The sequence below is a fragment of the Brevibacillus porteri genome (genome assembly GCF_003013475.1).
Taxonomy (GTDB): Bacteria; Bacillota; Bacilli; order Brevibacillales; family Brevibacillaceae; genus Brevibacillus; species Brevibacillus porteri.
In genome coordinates this window covers 1-12746 of sequence record NZ_PXZO01000021.1, presented here as the reverse complement: position 1 = coordinate 12746, position 12746 = coordinate 1, and the positions used below count along the sequence as shown (strand labels likewise).

15 protein-coding genes, 2 pseudogenes and 1 riboswitch are annotated in these 12746 nt (G+C 44.0%); of the genes and pseudogenes, 8 read left to right on the top strand and 9 right to left on the bottom strand.

Translation table 11 applies throughout. The annotated features are described in order from the left end of the window. Window positions 1-98 precede the first annotated feature (98 nt). Complete coding sequence (locus tag C7R92_RS12850) at window positions 99-866, bottom strand: VanZ family protein (RefSeq protein ID WP_244195737.1); 768 nt, start codon at window positions 864-866, stop codon at window positions 99-101. Continuing rightward, complete coding sequence (locus C7R92_RS12845; RefSeq protein WP_069853065.1) at window positions 859-1185, bottom strand: PadR family transcriptional regulator; 327 nt, start codon at window positions 1183-1185, stop codon at window positions 859-861. The genes C7R92_RS12850 and C7R92_RS12845 overlap by 8 nt, the downstream gene beginning before the upstream one ends. Window positions 1186-1651: 466 nt before the next feature. Here C7R92_RS12845 and C7R92_RS12840 point away from each other — a divergent pair, with 466 nt between their 5' ends. Further along, window positions 1652-1915: a KTSC domain-containing protein gene (locus C7R92_RS12840; RefSeq protein ID WP_017251949.1), complete on the top strand. Its 264-nt coding sequence runs from the start codon at window positions 1652-1654 to the stop codon at window positions 1913-1915. Window positions 1916-1980: 65 nt separating this feature from the next. On the opposite strand, the gene C7R92_RS12835 is transcribed toward C7R92_RS12840, so the two are convergent. The 5 genes from C7R92_RS12835 to C7R92_RS12815 form a co-directional block, all read right to left on the bottom strand. Then, the gene (locus C7R92_RS12835) at window positions 1981-2727 is read right to left on the bottom strand and encodes an amino acid ABC transporter ATP-binding protein (RefSeq protein ID WP_106834507.1); all 747 of its coding nucleotides are present in this window, start codon (window positions 2725-2727) and stop codon (window positions 1981-1983) included. Window positions 2728-2741: 14 nt separating this feature from the next. Then, the gene (locus tag C7R92_RS12830) at window positions 2742-3401 is read right to left on the bottom strand and encodes an amino acid ABC transporter permease (RefSeq protein WP_017251947.1); all 660 of its coding nucleotides are present in this window, start codon (window positions 3399-3401) and stop codon (window positions 2742-2744) included. 72 nt (window positions 3402-3473) lie between these two features. After that, window positions 3474-4250, bottom strand: a complete 777-nt coding sequence (locus tag C7R92_RS12825) for an amino acid ABC transporter substrate-binding protein (RefSeq protein ID WP_017251946.1) — start codon at window positions 4248-4250, stop codon at window positions 3474-3476. A 160-nt stretch (window positions 4251-4410) separates the two neighbouring features. Then, window positions 4411-5118, bottom strand: coding sequence for a DNA alkylation repair protein (locus C7R92_RS12820; RefSeq protein ID WP_106834506.1), 708 nt, complete (start codon window positions 5116-5118; stop codon window positions 4411-4413). Between the two features lie 123 nt (window positions 5119-5241). Beyond that, a complete protein-coding gene (locus C7R92_RS12815; protein WP_017251944.1) occupies window positions 5242-5427 on the bottom strand; it encodes a hypothetical protein in 186 nt (61 codons plus the stop codon). Between the two features lie 128 nt (window positions 5428-5555). On the opposite strand from C7R92_RS12815, the gene C7R92_RS12810 reads away from it, so the two are divergent. The 6 genes from C7R92_RS12810 (at window position 5556) to C7R92_RS12785 (ending at window position 10932) form a co-directional block, all read left to right on the top strand. After that, on the top strand, window positions 5556-5858 hold the full coding sequence (locus tag C7R92_RS12810) for a hypothetical protein (protein WP_244195736.1): 303 nt from the start codon (window positions 5556-5558) through the stop codon (window positions 5856-5858). After that, window positions 5858-6535, top strand: coding sequence for a Crp/Fnr family transcriptional regulator (locus C7R92_RS12805; protein ID WP_106834575.1), 678 nt, complete (start codon window positions 5858-5860; stop codon window positions 6533-6535). The genes C7R92_RS12810 and C7R92_RS12805 overlap by 1 nt, the downstream gene beginning before the upstream one ends. A gap of 84 nt (window positions 6536-6619) precedes the next feature. Continuing rightward, window positions 6620-7282, top strand: a complete 663-nt coding sequence (locus tag C7R92_RS12800; RefSeq protein WP_106834505.1) for a peroxiredoxin-like family protein — start codon at window positions 6620-6622, stop codon at window positions 7280-7282. 173 nt (window positions 7283-7455) lie between these two features. Next, window positions 7456-7539, top strand: a riboswitch (cyclic di-GMP riboswitch). A 194-nt stretch (window positions 7540-7733) separates the two neighbouring features. Further along, the gene (locus C7R92_RS12795; protein ID WP_017251940.1) at window positions 7734-8288 is read left to right on the top strand and encodes a GNAT family N-acetyltransferase; all 555 of its coding nucleotides are present in this window, start codon (window positions 7734-7736) and stop codon (window positions 8286-8288) included. A 1-nt stretch (window position 8289) separates the two neighbouring features. After that, window positions 8290-9762 (top strand): methyl-accepting chemotaxis protein, encoded by a 1473-nt coding sequence (locus C7R92_RS12790; protein ID WP_106834504.1) that lies wholly within the window; start codon window positions 8290-8292, stop codon window positions 9760-9762. 120 nt (window positions 9763-9882) lie between these two features. Continuing rightward, the gene (locus C7R92_RS12785) at window positions 9883-10932 is read left to right on the top strand and encodes an alpha/beta fold hydrolase (protein WP_106834503.1); all 1050 of its coding nucleotides are present in this window, start codon (window positions 9883-9885) and stop codon (window positions 10930-10932) included. Window positions 10933-10951: 19 nt separating this feature from the next. Here the strand turns inward: C7R92_RS12785 and C7R92_RS32870 are convergent. Together C7R92_RS32870 and C7R92_RS12775 are read right to left on the bottom strand one after the other, a co-directional pair. Further along, window positions 10952-11116, bottom strand: a pseudogene (locus tag C7R92_RS32870) (YiaA/YiaB family inner membrane protein); the annotation flags it as partial. A gap of 65 nt (window positions 11117-11181) precedes the next feature. Then, window positions 11182-11559, bottom strand: a pseudogene (locus C7R92_RS12775) (protein prkA); the annotation flags it as partial. A gap of 317 nt (window positions 11560-11876) precedes the next feature. On the opposite strand from C7R92_RS12775, the gene C7R92_RS12770 reads away from it, so the two are divergent. Continuing rightward, window positions 11877-12689 (top strand): M23 family metallopeptidase, encoded by an 813-nt coding sequence (locus tag C7R92_RS12770; protein WP_158265749.1) that lies wholly within the window; start codon window positions 11877-11879, stop codon window positions 12687-12689. The last annotated feature ends 57 nt before the right edge of the window (window positions 12690-12746 follow it).

Below are 12746 nucleotides of genomic sequence, written 5' to 3'. Positions count from 1 at the left end.
ATGTACATATGCATAAAAAGTCATCGAAAACCTTGTCCAAGGTCACCTTACAACCCGGCGACCTCGGTCCATGAGGCTTCTTCGACTTATGTTGCTTTTTACGAGGGTGTAGCGGACAAATCATCATCGAAGCGAATACTTTTCCTTCGCCTGTGTATCATAGCTGCTCCTAATCGAAACATGCCATAACCAATCAGTCCCCCAATTACATTCAGCAGTAGATCATCGACATCAAAGCTTCCTAATGCAAGCAAAAGCTGCAACGCTTCAATGATAAGACTGGCAGACAATGTGAGAAAAAACACGCGATGCATGTTTTGAAAGGACAAGAATAACAGCGGCAAAAACAATCCCAGCGGCAAAAAAATAAGGATATTCCCTATCAAGTTATACATCACCGTACCGAAGCTGTAATGATCATAATGGAAGACGTAATCCACCAAGGATTGAAATGGCTTCGTATTTTGAAAAAGATGCGTATATTGCGGGACGCCGTACTCGATCATCCTCTGCTTCCATTCCACTGTAAAAGCTCTGCGCCGGAAGCGATCAGGCGACAATAACAAGAGATAGCTGGAGATCGCTACATACAAGAAAAACAACGTCATGAACCATTTGCGGAAGTATTTATCAATGAGCGGCATCGATTCAGACAGTTCCCGGCTGATTGCCCCCGTAGGTCCAAATCGTTGAATGGTCAGAGAGACGGCTTGCTGTTCCCCGTAGCCTTCTTCGACCAGCTCACTCTTCATGCTCCTTAAATGATCCATCAGCTCATCCTTGACATCCTGCTTTTCCCATTTGGAACACGGCAAACGATTGACAACCCGCTCTGCGTATTCTTCCAGCTTCATTCGCTTACTCACTTCCCTCATTGACGAGCGTAATGAGTTTGCTCAAGCTCTGCCAATCCTTCATCTTGTCTTGAAGAAGTCCCTGGCCTGTCTTGGTGATCCGATAATATTTACGGCGTCCGCCCTCATTGGCTTCCCCCCAGTAAGACTCCACTGCCTTTTGCGTCTCCAATCGCTTTAGGGCAGGATATAGTGTGCCTTCACCGATTTCATACAGCTCATCGCTTTTATCGCGAATCTTCTTGGCCAACTCATAGCCGTACTGATCTTTCTGTGCGATCAGCGAGAGTAGCAATAGATCGATGCTTCCCTTCAACAACTCTTTGTTCACAAAAGCATCTCCTCCCTGTGACATGCCTAGAGATTACCACACTATACCTCGTGATACAAGGTAGTTGATCAAGGAAATTTGCGGATAATGCATTTGGTTCTATGTAATTATTGACAATATCAAAATAGGTAATATAGACTATATTCGACAAGATTTTTCATGAGTCTACGTACTTTTTGATGATCATTCTTTTCAAAACACAACTAGATAATAGGCCCATAGAATGAACCAAAAAGAAGATCTTCCCTTTTATGGAGCAGGTTCCTTTCAATTCGTGACTTCATTCTCTCTAACAGGAGGCACTTACATGCTTGCCGACTTTTCATCGATCGTTCTGAACGCAGTTCTCTTAGCCTATTTTGCAATTGGTGTGCTATTTTTGTATTCCGAATCCAAATTTTTGCGTAAACTGAAGACTCGTAGAAATAGATAAGCCGATTTTTAGATAAAGGAGTTTGCACGTACATTGAGATCTTTTTTCCGCCAATTTCTGCCACGTCAGAATCAACCCCAAGAAATTACCTACAAGGAACTGGATTCGAAATTGATCAAAGCTGCTCGGTACGATCTGGTTACAAACCACCTCTACATCCGTTTTCACGATGGACGCGAGGTCGTTTACTGTCGGGTCACTCCTTACGCTTACAATGCGTTTTTAAATGCTGACTCGTTCAGCGATCATTTTCATTCGTTCATCAGCCAACGGTACTTGAACTATCAGGTGATGTAGCCTGTCTATACAAAATGCCCTCAGTCTGTCTTCTCGACACTGAGGGCATTTGTTGTTGATCTTCTCTATTTTAATGCGCGATGCAAAAATGATTTGGTCCGCTCAAATTTAGCATTTGTAAACAATTGCTCAGGTGTCCCCGACTCTACGAATTCCCCGTTGTCCATAAACATGATTTGGTTCGCCACCTCGCGCGCGAATCCCATCTCATGCGTCACAACCATCATCGTCATATGCTCCTGAGCAAGCTGCTTGATGACTTGTAGGACTTCACCCGTCAGCTCGGGATCGAGCGCAGACGTAGGCTCGTCAAACAACAAGATTTGCGGATACATCATCAATGCTCTGGCGATCGCCACACGCTGCTTCTGTCCGCCTGAGAGCCTTGCTGGGTATGCGCCTGCCTTATCAGACAAGCCGACCTTTTCCAAGAGTTCTGCACTCATGCGCTGGATGTCCTCCGCCGCCTCCCCTTTAACCACTCTAGGTGCGATCTCAAGATTCTCCTTCACCGTCAAATGAGGAAACAGATTAAAATGCTGAAATACCATGCCCATTCTCGATGTGATCTGCTTGATTTCCTGGTTACTGGCGTAAACGCCGTCCTTCACCAAATAATCATCCTGCACCCGAATGCTGCCACCATTCACCTGCTCCAGATTGACCAAGCTACGTAGCATTGTACTTTTGCCGGAGCCAGACGGTCCAATGACCGCCACGACTTCGTTCTTTTTCACCGAAAACGAGACATCTCGCAAAACTTCCTGATTGCCAAACGATTTCTTTAGATTCGATACTTGAATGATATCCATATTGCGCCAGCCCTTTATTCGAATTTGAACCTTTTCTCCAGCCACTTAAAGAATAACGTCAACAATAGCGTCATCAACAAATAAATGATTCCGGCAATAAAAAACGGAACGATGGTAAAGTCGCGATTCACAGCCGTTTGTGCAAAGTGAAGCAATTCTGGGACGGCAACCGCATAGAGCAGCGCTGTGTCCTTTACGAGAGTAATGGATTCATTTGCGACGGCAGGCAAAGCCACGCGAAACATTTGCGGCAAAATAATCTTGTTGGTCGTCTGCCATTTGCTAAAGCCGAGGACCTGCGCCGCCTCGTACTGTCCTTTGTCGATCGACAATAGTCCTCCACGGAAAATCTCCGCGAAATACGCTGCGTAGTTCAGCACGAAGCCGAGGCATGCAGCTACGAATCGATCCATAACCAAGTATTCTCCGATCACTGGCAAGAGTGGGAGACCAAAGACAAAAAACAATAGCTGTAATAATAGAGGCGTTCCACGCATGACATATACATAGGTGTGCGCGAACCAAGACAGACCTCTGTTGCTGCTATTCGCCATTAAGGTAATGAGAAATCCCAATGGGATCGATGCCAGAATAGCGATGAAGAACAGCAACACCGTCATCTGCGCCCCTTCTAGCATGGGCACGGTAATGGAGATAATATAGTCTAAGCTCATCTGGTATGCTCCTAATCCTTATAATAAAGCGTGGCTTCGCCAATCATTCGGCGAAGCCATCGTATCTTCCGTTTATTTCAACACGCGATTTTCGCCAAACCATTTTTCTGATATTTTAGCTGCTGTTCCATCCTGATTCATGGTATCCAAGGCTTTTTGCAGTTCGTTCAATAACGCCTCGTTCCCTTTTTTGACGCCCACTCCATACTCCTCAGGTGCAAGTGATTCTTCCAACAGCTTAAAGGTTCCAGGTTCTTTTGCCATGTAGTAATCGGCTACAATCTGGTCGATGACAACTGCTTCCACGCGGCCAATCTTCATATCGCTCAATGCCAGTACATTATCAGGATACTCTGTAATTGATTTGACCTGATTTTTCATGTCACTTGCATTGACAGCGTCAGCTGCGGAAGACAGCTTTTGCAAACCAATTGCTTTACCAGCCAAGTCTGACAGCTTGGTCCAGTTGCTATTTGCCATCGTGACCACTACTTGCGCGTTTTTCAGATAAGGCTTGGTAAAGAGAACCTTCTCTTTTCTCTCATCTGTAATCGTATATCCATTCCAGATCAAGTCGATACGACCGCTATTTAGTTCAGACTCTTTTGCACTCCAATCGATTGGTTGAAACTCGACTTGTTTTCCCATTTTTTCGCCGGCTGCACGCGCATAATCAATATCAAAACCGACTAGCTCATTTTTTTCATCCCGGAATCCCATTGGTGCAAACTTATCATCAATTCCGATAATCAGCTTGTTCGCGTCAGCACCAGTTTTTGCGCTGGAACAGCCCACTACCAATGAAACCATCGCACTCAACAACAAAGACATCCATGCTATTTTCTTCATCGTGATGATCCCCCTCGTTTCCCTACTCTATATTTTACTCTGATAAAGTGGTAATACGTTAACAAGGTATCATGATAGCACATTAGCAAGGAATAGTCGATACTTTAGCAAACAAAAGCACCTTAGAAATATACGCCAAATGAATGAGTAAAATGCCCGACTAGCAGATGCATGTCTTTTTCTTTTTTCCGACACTCCCTCGTTCTTCTATCTTTTTGATATACTCCGTAGCCAACGGAACTTTGCACGCTGTCTGTCCGACGTCCACATGTACTTTGCCAATCGCTGCGGCCACTTCCAACGCTTCCTGATGAAGTTCCGGTACATACGCCCCTACTGAAATAACGAATTGATTCATGGTGTACCGTACGCGATTTTGTTCCTGATGAATCGTCTCCTTCACTCTCATGAGGAGCCGTTTGATTTCTTCTTTATGTAGCTGTTCATCGGGAGCAATCGACAAGTAGTTCGAATACGTATTCCACCCACATGTGGCTACCATCTCTTCCTTTGACTCGATCCATTCTCGTGCCAACTCCATGGCAAAATGACTCTCAGCCGCTACACTCGCAACCGTATATTCGGCGGGCGCGTACCAAGACGCTTCCTTGACCCAAGTCTGCAGCCGCTCTTTTGTCATGCTCTTTGGGTCAACCGTCAATCCGGCCAAGTACATGGCGTCGTAGTTTCCCGTATCGTACAGCGCCTGGACGAGCTGCTGATCACGCTTGACCTCCTTGACCAGCTTTTTCATATCGCCGACTCGCACGCCAAACAAAGGCTCTTTTGCTCCATGCCGCAATAACGTTTTTTTCGTCTGCTCTGTCCCCATCGCTTCGAGCTTCTGCATGACTTCTTCCAGCGTCATCTTGTCACCCTCCTTTTTCTTCTATTAATTAGGATAACCAGCGGCGTTACCTCCAACACGAAAAAACCCTCCTCATTTAAAGGAGAGCTTTTTCCTGAAGAGCTTGACGCGCTTTTCCTATCCTTACGCCTGACTGCGTACTTTGATATACGAAACATTTCTGACGTTGATAACAACATCATCGTACTGTAGCCATCCACCGTCTTGATTAGCGACCATTTGAATGATCTCTTCCGGTTCCGTCGTTTCAACGCTAATCGTTTCACCGCCTCCGGAAAAGTAAAATTGAATCACCTTTACTTCCTTCATAAAATCCCCTCCTATTCCTTCTAGTTATCGGATGGTTGGAAAATTTTTGTTATGGGTGATTTTTTAGGTATACTTTTGTTGCAGCTATTCCGTTTTGAATGTCTACCATTTCTGTGAAAAGGGGTTTGTTGAAAATGCCGGATTCGGTACACACGAGAAAAGGAGCAAGTAAAGCCTCGCTCATCCCTGACAATGTTTTAGCACTCCTTCATGCTGGAGAATTAGAAAGCGTCAATTTGACTGAATGGCAGGCTGTTGATCATATTCATCTGGTACAAAGCGTTCTGCCTCATGTTTATCTCTCTCAACTTGTTGATCAATTAGAAGAAACGGGTGACGATTGGCTAAGAATCTCTGATACAAAGGAAACGAAAAGAATTGTCACCAAAGCGAAAAGAACGATTCTGAAGACCCAAACCGAACAGAAATGATGAACCAAATCACATATTTATCTCAATTTTATTTGTTAAATTCATTATCCGAGGAAAGTTTGCGCTTAATCGATCAATTAACCTCCTTATCCCCTTTTCCCAAAAATACGTGCATTCAAACACCAGAAACTTTTTCAGAGGGCTTTTACTTCATCAAACAGGGGAAAGTACGTTTATATAAAGTAAATCGGGATGGGCGGCAGTTCACATTCGATATCCTCGGGGAAGGCAATGTGTTTGGAGAAGTGGATCTCCTCTCATTAGGTACACGGGAGATGTATATAGAAGCCATCGAAGACTGCCTCATTTGTAAAATGAGCAAAGCAAAATTTGAGAGCTACATAATCGAACATCCGCAACTGATGATGAAGATCATGAAGATCATTAGCGATAGAATGGTTTCGATCATCCAGGCAGCCGAAAATCTTGCTCTTCTCCCTTTACAAGATCGCATTATTTCCACATTAGTAAGGCTTGCCGATCAATTTGGCACTCCTAACAGTTCGGCATTTCAACAAATTGACATACCTCTTTCCCATCAAGAACTCGCCCATTTTGTCGGGGCATCCAGGGAAGCTGTGACGGTAGCATTACGTGCTTTAGTAAGAGAAGAACTGATTCAAACAGGCTTTAAATCCATTTCCATTCATCGGGACGAAATTTTGAAGAGAATGTAATCCAGGTTACATCTTTCCCTCCAAAAGAAAGATATCGTAAAGCTATGGCTTTTACTATTCTTTCGAAAAAGAGGGGAACGACATATGGATAAACCACATTTTCAGAGCCTGCGCGAAGAGCTAGATTTTACAACCATACAAATAGCAGACTTCCTCACTCGTGAAGTAACAGATGCATTTACAAAATCAATCGAGGAGCTGCGGACCTCTGGACACGCAAAGGGCTTGCCGGTTGGTTCGATTGCACCTGATTTCTCGTTGAACGATCACACTGGCAAAACCATTACCTTGTCGGAAAAAATCGGAAAAGGTCCCGTCGTCCTCACATTTTTCCGTGGATCATGGTGCCCCTACTGCAATTTGGAGCTGCAAGCATACCAAAAACAGATCGATACGATAACCTCTCTGGGTGCCCAATTGTTTGCCATTAGTCCACAATCTCCTGCACACTCTCTTACTATGCAAGAGAAAAACGGGCTGAGCTTTCCCGTGTTATGCGATACCAATAACCAAGTAGCAGAAAAATATAAACTCAGATTCAGACTGCCTGATTTTTTACATGATACCTACCGATCATTGGATATTGATCTCCATCGTTTTAATAGCGAAGATTCATGGACACTCCCCATACCTGCTACTTATATCCTCGACAACCAGGGCGTAATCCGTTCAGCAGGCTTAGATCCTGATTACAAAAAACGCATGGAGCCTAGTGAAGTTTTAGACATTCTGCGTACCCTACCCTAACGCTTATATAACGAAGAACCAGTTGATCACACAACTGGTTTTTTCTACGTCTATGCTTTATGAACAATTAGTTTATTTTCCCTACCAAAACTTGACAAGAATATATCTTTTGGCTTATATTTTGCATGATTATGTCTAGCAAAATTCGACACATCTTTACAACTTCTGCTAAAAAATGCAAAAGGCAAAGTCATCGAAAGGTGGCGACGCAAAACCACGGGTCTACAGTCTTTGACCATGATAGCCGGGTTGCCATCATCTTGAGACCATTTATTCGATGTTGGTAGCTTCGGTTGTTCCATTTCGATGGAACGGCCTTTTTTTGTGTTTACATTTTTGAAAGGAGGATGAAAGCACTTTCATTTTCGTATCGGATGGAAAAACATAACTTTAGTGACGTCAAACATACACAACATGGTTCAATCAGAGAAAATGATGGAGTGGAGAAGTTATGTACAAACAAGTAGAAACCGTACAAGAGTTAGCAAAATTTCATGAAATCAAAGAAACAGTATGGACAAGCATGGGCTTCGAGATGGAGCATGCGAAAGAAGGCTCGGCTCAGTTCCTCTTACTTGCCGAAGATGGTGAAGCAGGTGGAACATTTGAAATGACGCCCTTTTCCAAATCAAGTGCTTATATGAAATCACTTTTTCAGGATGTTGTTACAGAAGATATGAAAGTAATGGAGGTAGACAGTCTCGCTGTTTTGCCGAAATACCGCGGACAACTAGGGCAAAAAGGAATTTGCTTGATGATAGATTACGCTGAAAAGCACGGTTATACCCACGCAATCGGGGTAGCAGATCCGACTTTTTTTACGTTCATTAACAAGAAGTATCAAGTAAAGGCGACTCAGACCAAAGATATCGTCTTTTACAAAGGGGCCGATGCCATTCCGACCCTCTTCCATCTAAAAGATGTCTATGACAATAAGCACGATCCGAAATATTCCTGGTACAATTCGTCGTCATCCAACCAAGTAAAAGTCGAGGTAGGTGGGTAACATGGATAACATTGATCTATTGAGAAGAAGAAACAATTGGGTCGTAATCGTATTCGCAAGTATTATTACGGTAGTTCAGGTCCTAAACCTTTTTCTAGGCGTATCGTACACATTCGTTTTCACGATACTGGGTATTTTGTATGGCGTGCTGGCACCTTTTACTTACATCTCCAATCGCCCGAGGTTCCGTGAAAAAGCAGCGCCCTTCATGAAGTTTTTCAACTTCGCCGTAATCGGAATTTTTATGTTCATCGTAGTTGGACTGGACCCGCATATGATCAATATCATGACCATTATGTTCTTTGTAGCAGTCATGGGGATTTATCAAAACCGACTCATCAATATTTTGACGATTGTATCGACATTGGGCATTGTCTCTTACTACTTCCTGACACAGAGAGAAACGATTTTCCATTCGACAAACAACCTTGATCTGATGTACTTCTTGCTTACCTTCTGCTTCGTCTCTGTCACGAGCATGATGCATGCTGTATTCAATAACAAGCTGCAAGAGGAAAGTGAGCAACAAAAACAAGAAGCGATTGCCTCAAAGGAATCGTTGCAACGTGTTCTGGATCAGATCAATGAATCACTCACCTCTATGCAAGACTATCAAGAGAATTTGAACAAGGTGACGGACGGTGTAAATATTCGCGCAGTCGAAACTGTCGCTTCCCTGCAAGACATTATGGAGTCCTTTACGGTTCAGACCAGCAATACGGACGAGCTGCGTCGGGAAATGAGCTCTACGAATCTGCAAGTGGAGGACATGACCCGTTCTGTTACGGAGATGCATGATTACGTTGAATCGACCAAAGAAGCCACTAATGAGAGCGGCAAACGCATCGGCAACATCGGCAATGACTTTGAACGATTCATCAAGGATATCCAAGGTACGAACCAGCTGATTCAAGAGCTCAATAAAGAAACCGAATCGATTGGGAAAATCATTCAAACCATTTCCGAGATTTCTGCACAAACCAATCTGTTGGCACTCAATGCCACGATTGAAGCGTCTCGCGCAGGCGAACACGGCCGAGGATTTGCTGTAGTAGCAGATGAAGTACGCAAGCTGGCTGAATCCTCCAAGCTATCCTCTGAGTCGATCTCGAACCTGCTCATGACCATTCGCGAAAAAATGAAGCTCGTATCAGATATGATTTCTGAGTCACAGACTTCTTTTGAGAAAAATAGCGAGGGCATCATTGAAGTACAAGAAATGTTCACCAATGTAGACAACTACATGCAAAACTTCGCGGATAAAACGAAAAACCTGCAAGAGTTCATTATCCATGTTCACAGTATGATTCAAGAAGTCGGCGCAAAAGTTGAAGTCAACGCAGATATTACCGACAAGAACAAAGAGAGCCTGGAAGAAGTGCTTGTTCTCGTTTCTGAACAAAAAGACGAAGTCGTTAAGGTTTCTGGCGGCTTTGAGAAAATCGAACAACAGATGCGTGGTCTCCATATGTAACCTTCCTGCAACCGCCTTTCACGGGCGGTTGTTTTCTTTTCTCATTTTGTAACCGAACAGATATATAATGTAAATATTCTGATATTTATAATCTTATACAGTGAAAGGAGCACATCATGGATGGATGCACGAATCGAAACAAAAACGATTCAGACCGATCGACTGCTCGTTTCTTATCTTACAGCTGGCGTACTAGAAGGAGAACCGCTCCTCCTCATTCACGGCAATGCATCAGCCAACTTGTTCTGGGATGATACCATTGCGGCTCTATGTGACCAGTACCGTGTGTACGCACCTGATATGCGTGGCTATGGAGCAAGTGAAGCATTGCCCATCGATGCGACACGCGGTTTGCGAGACTGGTCGGATGACCTTCATTCGTTTATTCGGGCATTGGACTTGCCAACACCCGTCCATCTTGCCGGCTGGTCGTTGGGCGGTGGGATCGTGATGCAGTTTGCCATCGATCACCCGCAGGAAGTACGCTCCCTGATTCTAATCGCCCCCATGTCTCCTTACGGCTTTGGTGGAATCAAGGATATAGCTGGCACCCCGTGCTACAGCAGCTTCTCAGGCTCAGGTGGAGGAGCTGTCAACTCCGAGCTGGTCAAAAGGATAGCTGCCAAAGATATGGGCAATGAATCCCCTTCCAGTCCTCGCAATGTCATGAACCAGCTTTATTTCAAACCGCCGTTCCAGGTTGGCCCAGAGCAGGAAGACCGTTATGTGAGCGCGATAATCTCTACGAGAACGGGAGAGGGCTTTTACCCTGGTGCCTTTGAATACGTAAACGATTGGCCCGGTGTTGCTCCTGGGACAACAGGGATTACGAATGCGATTTCTCCCAAATACGTAAATTTGTCCGGTATTGTCCAGATGGAGCCGAAGTGTCCGATTTTATGGATTCGCGGTGCGGATGATGCCATTATCTCGGATCAGTCGCTTGCTGATTTCGGTACACTGGGCAAGCTTGGCTATGTCCCCGGATGGCCGGGGGAAGACGAATATCCTCCGCAGCCGATGGTCTCCCAAATTCGAAACGTGCTCGAACAATATCAGCGCGCTGGTGGTTCCTATCAGGAGATAGTCATGGAAAATGTGGGGCACTCTCCACATATCGAGAAAGCAGAGGAGTTTATCGAGCTCATTCGAAAAACCGTCAGGGCATGACTCTGACGGTTTTATTGGGCTATTTCGGCGTTTCTTTCTCCACTTTCGATACCTTCCAGTTAAATTCTCTTTCCTGCTCCTCAATAATTGCTCGATCCTCTGCATTATCTCTCACTACTTTTTGTGTCAAAATCGATCCAACTGCTACTAAAAGCGTGCATGCGATATAGTATGCCTTTTCGTGCTAGCAACTGGCGCTATCTGCGCCGAATATGATTATGACGTGCCCCTCATGTCGCCAACGTTCTGTCATCTGTTCAACAGGCTTCCCACGTAGCGCAGCAGCTCATTTGCGCAAACCGGGCAATATTGATGCTCTTCGATAAGACGCTTGGTAACCTCATTAATTTTCTTGAGCTGATGCTCATCCGGTGTTTTGTTCGAGGTCGTAATCTTGACGACATCCTTCAGATCGGCAAACAGCTTCTTCTCGATAGCTTCCCGCAAACGATCATGCGTGCTGTAGTCAAAACGCTTCCCTTTACGTGCATAGGCCGAGATATGGATGAGAATTTCTTCACGGAAGGCCCGCTTGGCATTTTCCGAGATGCCGATTTGCTCCTCGATGGAACGCATCAGGCGCTCATCTGGATTCATCTCCTCACCTGTAACGGGGTCACGGATTTTATTCTATGTTAAATGATATGTACTTAAAGACCCCTCTCTCCTTTCCATTAGTTGGAGAGGGCCTTTATTTCGAAATCGGTCGCTGGGGAGTGCTCAGGCATTTGTTGTTGAACTGGCCCTTGCAGACCAGGTGTTTCGTGAGAAACTGAAATGGTACATGATCGGGGGAAAGCATAATCGCTACCAAATATCCACCCTTCCGTTAAGAAATCTAAAAATAAATGACCATAAAATATATTGAATTTTTTATTATTAATGTTAGAATTAATTTGTATAATATTTACATTTTCGCACAAAAAAGGGAGGATTCTGAATCAATGAAACGATTTACTTTGGGATTACTTACTACAGTAATTTCACTAAGTATTAGTAGTACTTCTTTAGCTCAAGCCACTGATGTAAAAACTATGTCCACTCCTGATGATCCATACTCTTCGCTGGGGTGGAGGTGGCCAACTACAAGTAATGAAATTACTGGACATTACCGAGACGAAGAGCCAGGTGGTACTAAACACAAAGGAATTGATATTGGAGTAAAGTTAGAACCAGTTTATTCAGTAGCTGATGGCAAAGTTCTTGACGTTGGTGTATATACAAAGTTGCCAATTAAATATGTGACGATTAGACATGACGATAAAGATCCTAATGGGAATAGACTGATAGCAAGGTATCTACATCTAGATAAATACATAGTTAAAAAGCATGAAGTGGTTTCTAGAGGCGAAAGAATTGGTACATCTGGGAACACAGGAGCACCCGGAGAAGACAAAGGAAGAGGCTACCACCTTCACTTTGATATAAATAACGAAGGTAAAGAGAACCCAAAATTTTCAGATACAATCGACCCAGCGTATTTTTGGCCAAAAATTTTTGAAAATTCTGCACTAATGTCCAATGAAAGTGATCATTGTGATCATAGCGATCACTCCCCTATCCATGACAACTTTGACGATCCCGAGTACTTCATTGAGCAAATATTGATTGATTATATCGGAGAAGATGATTTCTACGAGTGGCTGAATAGTAATCAGCCTGAAAATAGAACTTTATCGAACTTAAAAAAACATTTTGATATTACCGACGAAGATATTGAAGAAATAGACAGAGAAGCAGAAGCAGACGATAACTAGCATAGAGGGGGCATCCCCTCTTCCAGATTAACGAGAAAGAGACTGTAAAATCTTTTG

Excerpts from the sequence above, each read along its gene's own strand:
- C7R92_RS12830 (WP_017251947.1), bottom strand. The coding sequence starts at position 3,401 with ATGAGCTTAGACTATATTATCTCCATTACCGTGCCCATGCTAGAAGGG.
- C7R92_RS12825 (WP_017251946.1), bottom strand. The coding sequence starts at position 4,250 with ATGAAGAAAATAGCATGGATGTCTTTGTTGTTGAGTGCGATGGTTTCA.
- C7R92_RS12790 (WP_106834504.1), top strand. The coding sequence starts at position 8,290 with ATGGATAACATTGATCTATTGAGAAGAAGAAACAATTGGGTCGTAATC.
- C7R92_RS12820 (WP_106834506.1), bottom strand. The coding sequence starts at position 5,118 with ATGACGCTGGAAGAAGTCATGCAGAAGCTCGAAGCGATGGGGACAGAG.
- C7R92_RS12805 (WP_106834575.1), top strand. The coding sequence starts at position 5,858 with ATGAACCAAATCACATATTTATCTCAATTTTATTTGTTAAATTCATTA.
- C7R92_RS12770 (WP_158265749.1), top strand. The coding sequence starts at position 11,877 with ATGAAACGATTTACTTTGGGATTACTTACTACAGTAATTTCACTAAGT.
- C7R92_RS12785 (WP_106834503.1), top strand. The coding sequence starts at position 9,883 with ATGGATGCACGAATCGAAACAAAAACGATTCAGACCGATCGACTGCTC.
- C7R92_RS12795 (WP_017251940.1), top strand. The coding sequence starts at position 7,734 with ATGTACAAACAAGTAGAAACCGTACAAGAGTTAGCAAAATTTCATGAA.
- C7R92_RS12815 (WP_017251944.1), bottom strand. The coding sequence starts at position 5,427 with ATGAAGGAAGTAAAGGTGATTCAATTTTACTTTTCCGGAGGCGGTGAA.
- C7R92_RS12835 (WP_106834507.1), bottom strand. The coding sequence starts at position 2,727 with ATGGATATCATTCAAGTATCGAATCTAAAGAAATCGTTTGGCAATCAG.
- C7R92_RS12800 (WP_106834505.1), top strand. The coding sequence starts at position 6,620 with ATGGATAAACCACATTTTCAGAGCCTGCGCGAAGAGCTAGATTTTACA.